Raw genomic sequence first — 14355 nt, forward strand, 5'->3', positions numbered from 1 at the left:
CCGCCACGGTGTCCCCATGACCACTGCACTGACTTCCCTCCCGGCCGTTGCCGGTCCCGTATACGTCCCCGGCGACGAGGGCTTCGCCGACGAGGTGTTCGCCTGGAACTTCGCCACCACCCACGAGCCCCTCGCGGTCGTCGGCGCCACCTGCGCCGAGGACGTGGCCGCGACGGTCCGCTGGGCCGGCACCCTCGGCCTGCCGGTCTGGGTCCAGGCCACCGGGCACGGCGCCGTCCGCCCGGCCCGGGGCGGCGTCCTGGTCACCACCGGCCGGATGACCGAGGTGAGCGTCGACCCGGCCGCCCGGCGCGCCCGCGCGGCCGCCGGCGCCCGCTGGTCGCAGGTCGTCGAGGCGGCGGCCCCGCACGGCCTGGCCCCGCTCAACGGCTCCTCGACCCAGGTCGGCGTGGTCGGCTACACCCTCGGCGGCGGCACCGGTCCGCTCGGGCGCAAGTACGGCTTCGCGGCCGACCACGTCCGCTCGATCGAGATCGTCACCGCCGACGGGGCGCTGCGCACGATCGACGCCGACCACGAGGCCGACCTGTTCTGGGCCGTCCGCGGCGGCAAGGGCAACTTCGGCATCGTCACCGCGATCGAGTTCGACCTGTTCGAGGTGCCCGGCTTCGTCGGCGGCGGCATCTACTTCCCGGTCTCGCACGTCGCCGAGGTGCTGCACGCGTACCGCGACTGGTCGGCCGGCCTGCCCGAGGAGATGAGCACCTCGGTGGCCCTGCTCCGGCTGCCCGACCTGCCGATGCTGCCGCCGCCGCTGCGTGGGGCGTACGTCGCCCACCTGCGGGTGTTCTTCCTCGGCGGCGAGGACGAGTGCGCGCGGCTGCTCGCGCCGATGCGGGAGGCGGCCCCGGCGGTCATCGACGACATCCAGTCGCTGCCGTACGCCGCCATCGACGCCGTGCACCGCGACCCCACCGACCCGATGCCGACCCGCGAGCGCGGCGTGCTGCTCGGCGAGCTCACCGCGGAGACGGTCGAGCGCGTGCTCGCCGCGGCCGGTCCGCAGGTCAACGTGCCGATCCCGATGGTCGAGCTGCGCCAGCTGGGCGGCGCCTTCGCCCGGACGCCGGCCGTGCCCAACGCGGTCAGCGGCCGCGGCGCCGCGTACTCCCTGTTCGTCATCGGCATCGGCGAGCCCGGCCTGCAGCCGGTCGTGGACGCCGTGACCGAGCGGATCCTGGCCGTCGACACCGTCCCCGGCGGCCTGATCAACTTCTCCGGCGGCGCGGACGTCGAGTCGATCCTGGCCAACTGGACCGCCGCCGACCGCGACCGGCTGCTGCGGGTGAAGCGCTCCTACGACCCGACCAACGTGTTCTCCAGCGGCCAGGCCCTGATCGCCTGAGACCGACAACCGTGTCGCACCCGGCCCGCACTGTTGCGGGCCGGGTGCGGGCCGATCTCAGCGGCATGTCGCTACGGCTTTCGCGCCGTCAACGAGGCGCACGGCCACCAGGCCGGCGACGAGCTCCTGATCGGCGTCGCCCACCGCCTCCGCGACGCGGCCTACGCCGGCACCCGCACCGCCCCGCACTGCGCCGTCACGGCCCGCCTCGGCGGCGACGACTTCGCGGTCCCTCCTGCCGGGCGCGGACGCCGAGGCCGCCGAGCGCCTGATCCCCGCCCTCCGCGCCACCTTCGACCGGCCGTTCCCGACCGCCGCCGGCCCCGTCACCGCCCGCGCCACCTTCCGGGTATCGAGCGCTTAGCTTTCGAGCTTCGCCAGTAGCCGCGCCAGCTCGTCCAGTTCCTCAGCGGTCAGCGTCATCATCTGGGGCGGTGGCTCGGCCAGAATGTCCTCTGCTCGCCTGGCCTCCCGCAGACCCAGGTCGGTCGCGGTGACCAGTTTGGCGCGGCGGTCCGATGGGTGCGGCTCCCTTCGCACCAGGCCGCGGCGCTCCAGGTCGTCGACGACCAGGGTGGTGTACGGGGCGTCGGTCGACAGGCGCGCGGCCAGCTCCCGCATCGTCATCGGGGAGCCGGCCAGGCGGCGCAGCGCCTTGATCCGGACGAAGCTCAGGTCCAGCGCCTCGCTGACCTCCTTGCGGCGGTCGTGGCGCTCGTGGACCAGGGCGAGCATGGCGCGCCAGACGGCGGCCGCGCGGTCCGGATCTGGTTCAGGCATCGACGAGCTCCGCATCGGGTTGACGGCTGATGGCCCGCTGGCTGGTCGTGAGCGTACCGATGAGGAGGATCGCGGCGCCGCACCCGGCCACGATCCACCAGCCGACGTGGCTGGCCGGGCTGAAGCCGGCGGCCATCCCGCGGCCGTGCAGACCCGCGGTGACCACGGCGCCGAGGACGGCGATGCCCAGCACCGAGCCGAACTGGCGGCTGGTCGAGGCGAACGCGGCCGCCACGCCGGCCTGGGACACCGGCAGGCCGGAGACCGCGGTGACGGTGATCGGCGGGTTGACCATGGCGAAGCCGATGCCGAACGCGACGTACGCGGCGACGATCCACAACAGCGGCGTGTGCGGCGTCAGGCCGGTGAGCAGCACCCCGCTGACCATGATCCCGGCCCCGCCGACGAGCAGCGAGGGGCGCGGCCCGACGGCGCCGACCAGCCGGCCGGAGACCGGGCCGAGGATGACGGTGATGGCCGCGATCGGCAGCGTGAGCAGGCCGGCGTGCAGCGGGGAGAGGCCGCGCACGTCCTGCAGATAGAGCGTGTTGAGCAGCAGGAACCCGGCCAGGGCCCCGAACGCGCAGACGGCGATCGAGGTGGCCCCGGCGAACGGCGGGCTGCGGAACAGCGTGATGTCGACGAGCGGCTCGGGCCGGCGCGGCTCGATCACGAGCAGGGCCACCAGCGCGACCACCGCGAGCAGGCCCACCAGCGGCTGGTGTTCGATGATGGCGAAGGTGGCGCTGGCGAGCAGTACCAGAACGATGATCTGACCCGGCACGTCGACCTTGCGCGGCCGCGGCGCCTTGGACTCGGGCACGAACAGCGCGGTGAGCACGACCGCGGCGATCCCGATCGGCACGTTGATCCAGAAGATGGTCCGCCAGCCGACGGTCTGCACGAGCAGGCCGCCGACGACCGGCCCGAGCGCCATGCTGATGCCGACGACGCCGGCCCAGACCCCGATGGCCTGGGCGCGCTCGCGGCGGTCGGTGAACACGTTGGTGATGATCGACATGGCGACCGGGTTGAGCATCGAGCCGCCCACCGCCTGCACCACCCGGAACGCGATCAGCCAGCCCAGCGAGGGGGCCAGCCCGCACAGCAGCGAGCCGAGGGCGAAGATCACCAGGCCGACCTGGAAGACCAGCCGCCGGCCGAGCCGGTCGGCCGTCGAGCCACCCATGATCAGCAGGCTGGCCAGCACGAGCGTGTACGCGTCGATTGCCCACTGCAGCCCCGACAGCGGCGCGTCCAGGTCGCGCCCGATCGCCGGGACCGCGATGTTCACGATCGTGTTGTCGAGGCCGACGATGAGCAGGCTCATGCAGCAGATGCCGAGGATGAGCAGGCGCCGACCACGTGTTTGTACGACCATAATAGTTATGTTCGTACAACGAACGGGTCGGCGCCAAGCCCTTGCGGCTTACATCACGTTCTTAATTGGTCGTCGCGCCCGGCATGTTCCCGCCGCCCTGCGGGCCGGTGTTGCCGTTGGCCTGGTTCAGGGTCGTGTCGGTGATCGTGGTGGCCGTGGCGGTCGAGCCGTCCACAGTGCCGACCACGGTCACGGTGTCGCCGGCCTGGATGTCCGCGACCTGGTCCTGCCCGTTGTCGACGGACGTGGCCGAGCCGATCACGAAGGTCGTCGTGTGCCCGTCGGCGCTCTTGGCCGTGATCGAGGTGGTGCTGATCGCGGTGACGGTCCCGGTCTGGAGGCGTTTCGTCGTGTACCCGCCGTTGCCGTCGGACGCCGTGAAGTCCCCGTAGAGCGCGCCGGATAGCCCGGTCGAGCCGCCGCCGCCCATGCCGCCGCCGGCCGCGCCACCGCCGCCCATGCCGCCGCCCGGGCCGCCCTGCCCGTTGCCGCCGCCGGGGCCGGCCTGCTGGGTCGTGGTGGACGAGGAGCCGTCGGCCGCCCTGATCACGGCGTACCCGCCGCCACCGATCACCAGCGCCGCCACCACGCCCACGATGATCGTCTTGACCCGGCTCGACTTCGCGGCGGGCGCCGGGGTGGTGGCGGGCGGGAGTCCGACGGGCGGCTGGGGCAGCTGGGGTACGGCCCAGACCGGGGCGGCGTTTACAGGCTGCTGCTGGTCGGTGGTCGGCGTGGTCATGGTGTGGCTCCCCTGGGTCCGGCGGCCCGCTTCGGGGAGCCGCTCACCAGCAACGATCGCGGCGCACCCTGGCACCGGGCCGACCGGACCTTGGCAACCACCTGTGAGCCTTCGGCTCAGGCGGCGACGAGCTCGGGCTCCGCGGCCGGCTCGGCCGGGCGGCGGCTCTTGCGCACCGCGGCGAGGCCGGCCAGGAGCAGGCCGAAGACCGCCCAGGCCGTCAGCACGAGGACGTGCGGCCAGGCGCCGGCGCCGTCGAAGAAGGCGGTGCTGCGCAGGAGCGAGCCGGCGGCGCCGGGCGGGAGGTACTGGCCGAACGCGCCCCACCCCGACGGCAGCATCTCCGGCGCGCTGGCCAGGCCCGAGAGCGGGTTGCCGAGCAGCATCATGACCGCCGCGCCGATCGCCAGGCCGCGCGGGCCGAGCAGGGACTCCAGGCCGAGGATGGCCAGGGCGGTGGCGGCGATGGACAGCGCGACGACGCCGCTGTTGGCCCAGTAGTCGCCCTCCAGGGAGCCCAGCCAGTACTGCAGAATGGCCACCAGCGCCAACCCGCCCGTCACCGCGAAGGCGAGCGCGCCCGCGACCCGGCGGCCGGTGCCGGCGATGAGCGCGGTGAGCAGGCCGGCGGCCACGATCCCGCCGAGGACCAGGGGCAGCGCACCGGCGGCGAGGCCGGCCCCGCGCTGGTCGTCGGGCGGCAACGGCACCAGGTCGCGCACGGTCACCTCGGTCGGGGACTGGTTCAGGCCGGCCGCGACCTGCTGCAGCGCCTGGGCGACGGCCGGGCTGGCCGCGGAGGCGATGATCAGCTGGGGCTTGCCGGTGGTGAGGTCGATCGCGCCGTACACCTCGCGGTCCTTGATGAGCCGCTCGGCGGCGGCGGTGTCGGCCACCGTCCGCACGTCGAACGCTCCGGGTCGCTTGGCTTCGAGCTGCTGGACCACCTGCGCGGTGGCGGGCGCCGGCCCGGCCACGGCGAGCGGGATGTCGTGCACGCCGGACCGGGTCGCGGGCCAGGCGAACGCCACCATGATGAGGCTGAGCAGTGCGGTGAGGAGCAGGACGACTCCCGCGACCTTGCGCATGACAACTCCTAAAAGAACGTTCGTTCGTTCTTTTTAGCGTGGACCGACACACCGCCGCCGTCAAGAATGAGCGTTCGCTTTACTTTGCGACGCCGCTCACGGTCCGCACGGCGAAGCGCGAACGGTGTTCGCCTCAGATCGCGACGCCGCTCACGGTCCGCACGGCGAAGCGCGAACGGCGTTCGCCTCGCGACGCCGCACTGTCCGCACGGCGCGCGCGAACGGTGTTCGCGTCAGTTCGCGGCGACGCTCACGGTGCGCACGGGCGTGGCCGGCGGGAGCGTGAACGTGAAGCGCGAGCCGCCGCCCGGGTTGTCGGTGGCGGCGATCGTCCCGCCGTGCCGCTCCACGATCCGCTTGCAGATCGCCAGGCCCAGGCCCGTCCCGGCGTAGCCGCTGGAGCGGTGGGCCCGGTGGAAGTTGGTGAAGATGGCGTCGTGGTGCCCGGCCGGGATGCCGATGCCGTTGTCCGCCAGCGAGATGCGGACCAGCCCGTCACCGTCGACGACGGAGGCGATCTCGATCCGCGGGACGGTGCCGGGGGCCGTGTACTTCACCGCGTTGCCGACGAGGTTGTCCAGAAGCTGGCGCAGCAGGACCGGGTCGGCCTGGACGTCGTCGAGCCGGCCCAGGGTGAACTCCGGCGCCGGGGTGCCCGCGGCCGCGGCCAGGTCCGTGCGCGCGTTGGTCACCTCGACGATCAGGTCGCGCAGCGGCACGTCGACCGGCGCGATGGCGGCATTGCGGGCCGTCGTGTACGCCAGCAGGTCGTTGATCAGGTGCCGCATGCGGGCCGAGGCGCGGGTGATGCGGGCCAGGCTGTCCCCCGCGTCGCGCACGGCCGGGTCGTCGGGCGGCATCGCGGCGAGGGTGTCGGCCAGGTTCTCGGCCCAGCCGTCGATCGTGGTGAGCGGGTTGAGCAGGTCGTGCGCGACCACGCCGGCGAAGGACGAGAGCTCGTCGCGGTGCCGGCGCTCGGCGGTCACGTCGTGGAAGACGACCACGGCCCCGCCCTCGTCCGTGCCGTCGGCCGGGAGCCGGGTGGCGCTGACGTCCAGGATCCTTCCCTCGGGTACTCCGGCGTTGCGGATCAGCACCTCCTGCCCCCGCACGTCGTGGCCGCCCAGGGCCTGGACGTGGGCCATCTCCTCGCCCGGCAGCGGGGTGCCGTCGGGGTGGAAGAGGCCGTAGTGGGCCGGGTGCGCGACCGTGCCGTCGGGGCTCGTCACGCCGCCCAGCAGCGCCCGGGCGGCGGGATTGCGCATGATCCAGGTGTGATCGGGGCGTACCACCGAAACGCCCTCGCTCATCGAGTTGACGATGGTGGTCAGCAGGCGCGAATGGGCCGCCGCCTCCCGGCTCGTCGCCGTCAACCGCTGCATGAGCTCGGCGCGCTCGTCGCGGCCCAGGGCGATGGCCAGCCCGACGATCGCGATCATGCCGACGAACGCCTGCGCCACGAGCGCGCGGGCGGGCTGCGAGGGGACGGCCGCGAACGGACCGTTGCCGTGCAGCGTGAAGAGCACGGCGATGGTGCCCAGGCCGAGGTCGTGCAGGACGACGAAGGTGGTGTGCAGCCGCAGGGCCGCCCAGACCGTCACCGCGACCAGCGGGAAGGCCAGCGGCAGGTGGGCCACGCCGAAGCCGAGGCCGTAGGCGGTCAGCGAGCAGGCGACCAGCGCCACGTACTCGAACAGCCGCCCCGCACTCGCCCGCCGCAGCGGCCAGCCGGTGCTGTGGTGGTAGCCCAGCCGCAGGCCGACCGCCCCGATGAGCAGGATGCTCACCCCGTTGCGCAGGAACCACACCAGCCCGTCGGTCCACACGAACGAGTCGGTGGTCAGCCACACCGCGGTCGGCCCGACCAGCGCGCCCGCGCCGGCGCCGGCGAAGGTGGCCACGACCACCCGCCAGAGGTCGGCCGAGCGGGCCAGCGGCTCGTCCCCGCCGGCGCCCCACAGGTGCGGGCTCAGCCGGTGCAGGACCCGCATGAACACCGCCACCTGAGCCAGGTTGGCCACCACGAACCACAGCGCGAGCAGCGTCGACGCGCCGGTGGCGAGGTTGACGGCGACCGTGATCGCGGCCAGCACGATCGGGTCGAGCCAGCGGGCCCTGGCCTTGCGCTGGGTGGCGAACCAGACCACGGAGACGCCCGCGGCCGGCCAGACCAGGCTGAGGCTGGAGTCGTCCATGATGGTCTTGCGGCCGGCGTACGTCGCCAGGACGTACACGACGGCCCACACCGCGGTCCGCAGCAGCGACGCGGTCATCCGGCGCCCAGCAGGGCCCGCTCCAGGCCGGCCCGCAGCGCCTCGGCGGTGAACGGCTTGCGGACGTACTGCGCGCCGGTCTCCTGCGCCCGCGCCGCCACCGCACTGTCCCACAGCACCGTGAGGAACATGGCCGGCAGGTCGGCCCGCTCCCGCCGCAGCCGCTGCAGCAGCTCGATGCCGTCCATGCCGGGCAGGTCGACGTCGAGGATCGCCGCCTCCGGCAGGCCGTGGCGGGCCACCGCCTCGAGCGCGGCGGCCCCGTCCTGGGCGGCGAGCACGTCGTGACCGTCGGCGGTGAGCCGCTTGACGATCAGGTCGCGGACGTCGGGCTCGTCGTCCACCACGAGCAACCGGGCCATTCGGAACCACCCGCCTCTCCGCCACCCTGATCGGCAGCGGAACGACGGGCCTTACTTCGTCGGCAGAATTCCCTGCAGGTGGCGGCCGTTGACGGCGGAGCGGCGGCCGGCGTCGACCTCGCTCTTCCAGTTCCGCACGTAGTTGGAAGCGGTCAGCCGCTCCACGTCGTCGAGGTCGAGCAGGTCGCCGACCATGGTGGTCAGGGCGACCACGTCGCGCCGGTCGTTCGCCGGCACGTTGTCCTCCAGCACCTGGTACACCTGATTGCGCAGGGACCCCTCCCGGATGATCGTCGGCGGGGTCAGGGTCGGCTCCTCGGCGATCTCGAGCACCTCACCGATCTCGTGCGTCACCGGCGCGGTCCGGGCCCGGCGCGGCCGCGGCGGCGTCGGGGTGGCCGGTAGGATGCCCTCCAGCTCGCCGCGCAGCCCGCCCAGCGGCGACGGCGGCATGATCACCGGCTGCGGCTCCAGCTCGGGCTCCCGCTCGGACGCGGCGGTCGCGCGGGCCACGGCCTCACGGGCGGCGCGCCGCTCCGCGTCCTCGGCCTCCCGCCGCACGGTAGGGAGCGCGGGCTGTTCCTCTTCGGCGTCCAGGACGGGCAGCGCGGGTGAGGCGGGTGAAGGCGGCGCGGCCACCGGGGCCGGCGGGGTCACCGGTGGGGTCGCCGAGATCGCGGCCAGCCGGGCCGGGGCCAGGTCGGCGGCGATGAGCGCGGTCAGCCCGTCGTAGTCGGCCCCGTCGGCGAGCCGGACGGCGATCTCGTCCAGGTCGTAGACGGCCACCGCGATGTCGGCCGTCTTCGGGTCGACGGCCGAGCGGATCTTGCGGTGCAGCACCTTGGCGATGGCTGCCGTGCGCTGCTCCTTGCGCTTCTCGGCCCGGGCCGCGGCGATCGAGCTGTAGAGCCCGAGGCTGACATCGGCCTTGGCCAGGTTCTTGGCCCGCAGCGTGATCCACGGGTGGCGGACCCAGTGCCCGACCACCTCGTACGCCGGCGTGGTGGGCGGCAGGTCACCCTTGGCCCGCAGCCGGTCGCGGCGCTGGTTCTCGGTGTGCATCAGCCACACGAGGTACCCGAGCGCGGACATGCCGGCGAAGAACCCGGCCAGGAGCTTGTTGTCGTGCGCCATCCAGTTGAACGCGACCGCGAACGCGGCGATGGCCGCCGACAGGATGCGCGAGGCGGTCGCCTTCTCGCCCAGCCGGCGGCGCACGTCGGCGTTGGCCAGGACCACGATGCCGCCCAGCTCCAGGGCCCCGACGGCCGGGATGGCCCAGATCAGCGGGATCCCGAGGGCCTCGACCGCGCCGGAGACCTGCCCGGCCAGGGCGACCAGCAGCACCACGAAGTAGAACAGCTGCCGCATGTACGAGGTCTGCTTGACGGTCTTCTGCAGATCGGCGTCGAGCTCGTTGATGCCCGGCGTGCTCACCGGCTTCTCCCGTCGTCTTCCGGCAACGGGTATCCCCGCGCGGCTAGAAATTCGGCCAGGGCGAGGTCCACGGAGCTCTGCACCGTGGTGTTGTGGTCGACCACGAACCGCTGCAGGGTCTGCTCGATCTCCACCCGCACCCGGGTGTTGAGCTGCACGCGATCGAACCGCGGCCGTTGCGGCGGCATCGCCACCGTCTTCTCCGTCGCTTCCAACACCACTCCCGCTAGCCGTTTGCTAGCGGGCACGCTAGCAAAGCAACCGTCGATGACCGAATCCGACACGCCCGACAAGTGTTCGAATCGAAAAGGCGCATACGACCGTCGCGGGGCGAAGGTTCAGGCTTACTTTCGGTAGTCATCCGGGCGCGTTCTTGCGGCTGGGCCGCGCCTCGCGGGTTCGGTAATCTCACCGGCATGCGGCGCCGAGTACTCATCCTCATGGTTGCGGCACTCGTGCTGATCGGCGCCTTCGCCGCTCCGGCCGGTGCCGCGCCCGGTGATCCGACCGGCGCACCCAACGAGGGCACCGACCTCACGCTCGGCGAGAAACTCGACGCGGCCAACACGGAGTGGCTGCAGGCTCAGGCCGTGCTCGACCAGTCGAAGAAGCGCCAGGCCGAGCTGGCCGCGCAGGTCGAGGCGATGCAGAAGGAGCTGGAGCCGGTCCGCGCGAGCGTGAACGTGATCGCGGCGGCGGCGTACCGCACCGGCGGCAACGTCCGGCTCACCTCGGCGCTGGTGAACACCGACTCGCCCGAGCAGTTCATGGACCGCATCCTGCTGGTGAACACGATCGCGCAGTACAACGACCGGCAGATCGGGCGGTTGACGAAGCTGGAGAAGGACCTCGCGGACGCCAAGAAGGCGGCCGACGACGAGGTGGCCAAGCAACAGGCACAGAGCGCGATCCAGGCCAAGAAAAAGGCCGACGCGGAATCCGCGCTGGCCAAGATGAAGGGGCGGGCCGACGGCTACGTCAACGTGAACTCGCCGCTGGCGACCCCGGCCCCGCGCAACGCCGACGGCTCATGGCCGGCCGAGAACTGCATTCTCGACGACCCGACGACCACCGGGTGCATCACACCGCGGACGTACCACGCGGCGCAGGAGGCGCGGAAGGCCGGCTTCACGCACTTCTACTCGTGCTTCCGCCCATCCGGGCCCTACGAACATCCGAAGGGCCGGGCCTGCGACTTCGCCGCCGCGTCGGACGGCTTCGGGGGCGTGGCGAGCGGGGCGGACAAGACGTACGGCACCAACCTGGCCGCCTTCTTCGTGAAGAACGCGTCCTCGCTCGGGGTGCTGTACGTCATCTGGTTCCGGCAGGTGTGGACGCCGGCCGCCGGGTGGCATGCCTACAGCGGCGGCAACGGCGATCCGTCGAGTGACCATACGAACCACGTCCATCTGTCATTGATTTGACGCGATGAGCGAAAAATCCGGAATCAGCGGGCGCCGGCGGTGGTCAGGGCGCGCTCGCAGACCGAGCGGGCCCACTGGATGCGGTTGAGGGCGACGTCCGGGCGGTCGCCGAAGACCTCGGCGGCACGGGCGTAGCACTCCTCGGGGCCGAGGCGGTCCAAGGTGTTGTCCACCGTGGCGCGGACCGTAGCGGCGTCGGGGTCGGAGAAGCACGGGGTGTCGGACACGAACAGTGCCATGCACAGCACCGGGTCGACCGGGCGGTTCGTCATGGTGGATCACCTGTTCAAGGGGGTGTGGATGACTTATCCACCGTGCCTCCGGACGACTGTCCGTTGCCTCGCGGCCAGCGGGGTTTAGCGCCTGCGGGTTTTCCGACCCGGCGATACCTGCTGGCCTCCATGCCCGCCTCAACACCGCTCACCCTCCCAAGGGGATGGAGATGCCCAGCCGCGTGCCATTGCCGGGGCGGCTCGCGATCTGCAGGCTCCCGCCGAGCGCGGCCACCCGGTCGGCCAGGCCGGTCAGGCCCGTCCCGGTGCCGGGGTCCGCGCCGCCGACGCCGTCGTCCTCGATGGCCATCTCCAGGCGGCCGGTGGCCACCGTGCCGTTCACCGAGATCAGCGTCGCGTGCGCGTGCCGGACGGCGTTGGTGAGGGCCTCGGCCACCACGTAGTACACCCCGATCTCGACCTTGGCCTCGAGCCGTTCGGGCAGGTCGAGACGCACCTCCACCGGGACCGGGGAGCGGCGGGCCAGGGAGCGGATGGCCGGCTTCAGGCCGCCCTCGGACAGGATCGAGGGGTGGATGCCGCGGGCCAGCTCGCGCAGCTCGTCGATCGCCTCCGACAGGTCGCTGCCGATGCCGTGCAGCCGGTCCTGCACGCCGCCGGACGTCTGGGTCTCGGTGGCTCGCAGGGCGAGCAGCAGGGCGATGAGCCGCTGCTGGGTGCCGTCGTGCAGGTCCCGCTCGATCCGCCGCCGGCTCTCGTCCGTGGCCGCCACCACCCGGGCCCGCGACGCGGTGAGGTCGGCCCGGGCCTGCGAGTTGGCGATCGCGCTGGCCACCAGCTCGGTGAACTCGGCGGCCCGCTCGGCGTCGTGCTGCTGCAGCGGCGAGGCGCAGGTGGACAGCGCCTTGAGCGCGCCCCACGTGCGCCCGGCCACCAGCACCGGGGCGCCGATGGCCGAGCGGATGGTCACGTCGCCGAACTCCTGCTGCAGGAAGTCGGCGCTGCGCAGCCCGGCCAGGCGGATCGGCCGGCCGGAGCGCAGCACCTGCCCGGCCACCCCGCCGTCGTTGACCTTGACCTTGCCCAGGCCGACGCGGTGCGCGGGATCCTGGCTCCAGCTGGCCACCACGGTGCCGTTGCCGTCGGGCTCGAAGCGCAGCAGCACGGCCGCGTCGGCCCCGAACAGCTTGCCGGCCTCCTCGGTCACCGCGGCGAAGACCTCCTCCGCGGGCCTGCCGCGGGCCGCCACGGTCGCCACCCGGCGCAGCGCCGCCTGCTCGGCCGCCACCGCGGCGAGCATCGTGCGGCCCTTGTCGAGCGCGGCGACCATCGAGTTGAAGGTGCGCTGCAAGGCGCCGACCTCCTCGGGGCCGTCCGTGGCCACCCGCACGCTCAGATCACCGCCGGCCGCCCGGTCGGCCGCCATCACCATCCGGTGCAGCGGGCGCACCACCATGACCGCCAGGGACCGGGTGAGCACGGCCACCGCGAGCAGGGCGACCACGAACCCGGCGAGGCCGGCCACCCAGGCCCGCTTGCCGGCCTGGCGCGCCTCCTCGTGCATGCGGTCCACGGTCAGCTTCTGGCTGTCGATGAACTCGTTGAACTCGGTGCGCAGCGAGGCGATCTGTTTCTGGCCGTCCGTGATGGAGTCCTTGTCGATGTTGACCGGGTCGCCCTTCTCGTCGTTGAGGATCCGCGGGTCGGCGTAGCGGTCGAGGTAGGCCGTGACGTCCGAGTTCAGCTTGGCCACCCGGGCCGACTGGGTCGCGCTGCCGGTCACCGACGAGGCGAGCTCCTGCTGGCGCTGGGGGATCTGCTGCTGGGCCCGGATCCAGGGTTCCAGCAGCTCGCGGTCGTGGGTGAGGGCGTACCCGCGGCGGCCCGCCTCGACGTCGAGCACCAGCCGCTCGAGGGTGTTGCTGGCCGAGACGGCCCGCTCGGCCTGGGTGACCACCATGACCGAGGCGCGCAACTGGTAGACCGACACGAGGATCACCGCGAACGCCGCACTGATCATGATGGTGAACAGTGCGCTGATCACCGCGAGACGGACGGTCAACCCCCCGTGCATGGGGTGGTGACTACCCCGGATCGCGGGGATATGTTGGATTTGATGGCATTCGAGGCGAGCGCGGCACTGCGCCGGTCAGTGGTGATCGCGGACGACGACGTACTGCTGCGCGAGGGGCTGGCGAGCCTGCTCGACCGGCACGGATTCGACGTGACCGGGCTCGCCGACGACGGGCCCCACCTGCTCGAGCTGGTGGAGAAGAGCGGGCCGGACATCGCGGTGGTCGACATCCGCATGCCGCCGACCCACACGACCGAAGGGCTGGCGGCGGCCCGCGAGATCCGGGTGCGCTTCCCGTCGGTGGCGATCCTGGTCCTGTCCGCGTTCGTCGAGGTCGAGCACGCGATCGAGCTGCTGGCCAGCGGCGAGCGGATCGGCTACCTGCTCAAGAGCCGGGTCACCGACGTCGACGACTTCGTGGAGACGCTGCACCGGGTGCACGACGGCGGCACCGTCGTCGACCCGGCCGTGGTGCAGGAGTTGGTGGCCGCCCACCGCCGCCGGGATCCCCTCGACGTGCTCAGCCCCCGCGAGCGCGAGGTGCTCGCGCTGATGGCGGAGGGCCGCTCCAACGCCGGCGTGGCCAAGGCGCTGTGGGTCACCGAGGGCACGATCGAGAAGCACGTCCGGTCGATCCTGACCAAGCTGGACCTGCCCGAGACCGACGAGACGCACCGGCGGGTCCTCGCGGTGCTCACCTTTCTCGAAGCGGCATCCTCTGCAACAGGTCCGTGATCGCGTCGCCGGAGAGCTGGTCCTTGGGCAGGTAGCCGATCGCCGGACTGCCCGCGAGCAGTTCGGCCAGGTCGTCCGGGGCGAGGCTGGAAACCATGATCACGGCGCCGTGGCGGATGCGGACCGCCAGGTCGAACCCGCTCTCCGCGCCGAGGCCGACGTCGACCAGTACGACATCCGGCTCTTGCTCTTCGATCGCGCGCAGGGCCTGCCGACTGTCCGAGGCCGTCGCGACCACCGCGATGCCCTGGGTCGAAAGGAGTTTTCGGGCGCTGGCCCGGAACCGCTCCGAGTCGTCGACGATGACACAGCGGATCGTCATTCCTGAACCGTGCCACGGATCGGGGTGGTACGGCTTTGCTGCTAACCGGAAAAGCGCCGGGCCCCGGCCCGGCTCGGACTCCGCGAAGCGTTTCCGAGCCGGGCTGGGTGGCAAAAGAGGCCACCCCGTGGCGGCGGG

The 14355-nt window shown here is 72.5% G+C and carries 15 protein-coding genes; 4 read left to right on the plus strand and 11 right to left on the minus strand.

Annotated elements, in window-relative coordinates; genetic code table 11:
- Positions 1-16 precede the first annotated feature (16 nt).
- Positions 17-1366 (plus strand): FAD-binding oxidoreductase, encoded by a 1350-nt coding sequence (locus ACQP00_RS50080; RefSeq protein WP_433211225.1) that lies wholly within the window; start codon positions 17-19, stop codon positions 1364-1366.
- 33 nt (positions 1367-1399) lie between these two features.
- Positions 1400-1750 carry a diguanylate cyclase domain-containing protein gene (locus ACQP00_RS50085; protein ID WP_433211228.1) on the plus strand — a complete coding sequence of 117 codons (351 nt, stop codon included), beginning with the start codon at positions 1400-1402 and terminating at the stop codon, positions 1748-1750.
- Here ACQP00_RS50085 and ACQP00_RS50090 read toward each other — a convergent pair.
- The 8 genes from ACQP00_RS50090 to ACQP00_RS50125 form a co-directional block, all read right to left on the minus strand.
- Complete coding sequence (locus ACQP00_RS50090) at positions 1727-2146, minus strand: MarR family winged helix-turn-helix transcriptional regulator (protein ID WP_433211230.1); 420 nt, start codon at positions 2144-2146, stop codon at positions 1727-1729. The two genes, ACQP00_RS50085 and ACQP00_RS50090, sit on opposite strands and share 24 nt — an antisense overlap.
- Complete coding sequence (locus ACQP00_RS50095) at positions 2139-3476, minus strand: MFS transporter (protein WP_433211233.1); 1338 nt, start codon at positions 3474-3476, stop codon at positions 2139-2141. Before ACQP00_RS50095 ends, ACQP00_RS50090 begins: the two co-directional genes overlap by 8 nt.
- 112 nt (positions 3477-3588) lie before the next feature.
- A complete protein-coding gene (locus tag ACQP00_RS50100; protein ID WP_433211236.1) occupies positions 3589-4269 on the minus strand; it encodes a hypothetical protein in 681 nt (226 codons plus the stop codon).
- A 116-nt stretch (positions 4270-4385) separates the two neighbouring features.
- Positions 4386-5357, minus strand: coding sequence for an ABC transporter permease (locus ACQP00_RS50105; RefSeq protein WP_433211239.1), 972 nt, complete (start codon positions 5355-5357; stop codon positions 4386-4388).
- A gap of 233 nt (positions 5358-5590) precedes the next feature.
- Entirely contained in the window at positions 5591-7630 is a 2040-nt protein-coding gene (locus ACQP00_RS50110) for an ATP-binding protein (protein WP_433211242.1), read from the minus strand.
- Entirely contained in the window at positions 7627-7992 is a 366-nt protein-coding gene (locus ACQP00_RS50115) for a response regulator (protein WP_433211245.1), read from the minus strand. The genes ACQP00_RS50110 and ACQP00_RS50115 overlap by 4 nt, the downstream gene beginning before the upstream one ends.
- 51 nt (positions 7993-8043) lie before the next feature.
- On the minus strand, positions 8044-9429 hold the full coding sequence (locus tag ACQP00_RS50120; protein ID WP_433211248.1) for a hypothetical protein: 1386 nt from the start codon (positions 9427-9429) through the stop codon (positions 8044-8046).
- Entirely contained in the window at positions 9426-9644 is a 219-nt protein-coding gene (locus ACQP00_RS50125; protein WP_433211251.1) for a hypothetical protein, read from the minus strand. The genes ACQP00_RS50120 and ACQP00_RS50125 overlap by 4 nt, the downstream gene beginning before the upstream one ends.
- 201 nt (positions 9645-9845) lie before the next feature.
- Between ACQP00_RS50125 and ACQP00_RS50130 the strand changes: the two genes are divergently transcribed.
- A complete protein-coding gene (locus tag ACQP00_RS50130; protein ID WP_433211254.1) occupies positions 9846-10853 on the plus strand; it encodes a coiled-coil domain-containing protein in 1008 nt (335 codons plus the stop codon).
- A gap of 23 nt (positions 10854-10876) precedes the next feature.
- Here ACQP00_RS50130 and ACQP00_RS50135 read toward each other — a convergent pair whose 3' ends face one another.
- Positions 10877-11125: a hypothetical protein gene (locus tag ACQP00_RS50135; protein WP_433052783.1), complete on the minus strand. Its 249-nt coding sequence runs from the start codon at positions 11123-11125 to the stop codon at positions 10877-10879.
- A 148-nt stretch (positions 11126-11273) separates the two neighbouring features.
- Positions 11274-13148: a GAF domain-containing protein gene (locus ACQP00_RS50140; protein WP_433211257.1), complete on the minus strand. Its 1875-nt coding sequence runs from the start codon at positions 13146-13148 to the stop codon at positions 11274-11276.
- Between the two features lie 54 nt (positions 13149-13202).
- Here ACQP00_RS50140 and ACQP00_RS50145 point away from each other — a divergent pair, with 54 nt between their 5' ends.
- The gene (locus ACQP00_RS50145) at positions 13203-13895 is read left to right on the plus strand and encodes a response regulator transcription factor (RefSeq protein ID WP_433052790.1); all 693 of its coding nucleotides are present in this window, start codon (positions 13203-13205) and stop codon (positions 13893-13895) included.
- Here ACQP00_RS50145 and ACQP00_RS50150 read toward each other — a convergent pair.
- Entirely contained in the window at positions 13855-14217 is a 363-nt protein-coding gene (locus ACQP00_RS50150) for a response regulator (RefSeq protein ID WP_433211260.1), read from the minus strand. The genes ACQP00_RS50145 and ACQP00_RS50150 overlap by 41 nt on opposite strands.
- Positions 14218-14355 lie beyond the last annotated feature (138 nt).

This window comes from Dactylosporangium sp. CS-047395, assembly GCF_050942185.1.
Classification (GTDB): domain Bacteria; phylum Actinomycetota; class Actinomycetes; order Mycobacteriales; family Micromonosporaceae; genus Dactylosporangium.

Coding starts and splice junctions, on each gene's coding strand:
- ACQP00_RS50100 (WP_433211236.1), bottom strand. CDS start 4,269: ATGACCACGCCGACCACCGACCAGCAGCAGCCTGTAAACGCCGCCCCG.
- ACQP00_RS50095 (WP_433211233.1), bottom strand. CDS start 3,476: ATGAGCCTGCTCATCGTCGGCCTCGACAACACGATCGTGAACATCGCG.
- ACQP00_RS50145 (WP_433052790.1), top strand. CDS start 13,203: ATGGCATTCGAGGCGAGCGCGGCACTGCGCCGGTCAGTGGTGATCGCG.
- ACQP00_RS50105 (WP_433211239.1), bottom strand. CDS start 5,357: ATGCGCAAGGTCGCGGGAGTCGTCCTGCTCCTCACCGCACTGCTCAGC.
- ACQP00_RS50110 (WP_433211242.1), bottom strand. CDS start 7,630: ATGACCGCGTCGCTGCTGCGGACCGCGGTGTGGGCCGTCGTGTACGTC.
- ACQP00_RS50080 (WP_433211225.1), top strand. CDS start 17: ATGACCACTGCACTGACTTCCCTCCCGGCCGTTGCCGGTCCCGTATAC.
- ACQP00_RS50130 (WP_433211254.1), top strand. CDS start 9,846: ATGCGGCGCCGAGTACTCATCCTCATGGTTGCGGCACTCGTGCTGATC.
- ACQP00_RS50090 (WP_433211230.1), bottom strand. CDS start 2,146: ATGCCTGAACCAGATCCGGACCGCGCGGCCGCCGTCTGGCGCGCCATG.
- ACQP00_RS50115 (WP_433211245.1), bottom strand. CDS start 7,992: ATGGCCCGGTTGCTCGTGGTGGACGACGAGCCCGACGTCCGCGACCTG.
- ACQP00_RS50150 (WP_433211260.1), bottom strand. CDS start 14,217: ATGACGATCCGCTGTGTCATCGTCGACGACTCGGAGCGGTTCCGGGCC.
- ACQP00_RS50135 (WP_433052783.1), bottom strand. CDS start 11,125: ATGACGAACCGCCCGGTCGACCCGGTGCTGTGCATGGCACTGTTCGTG.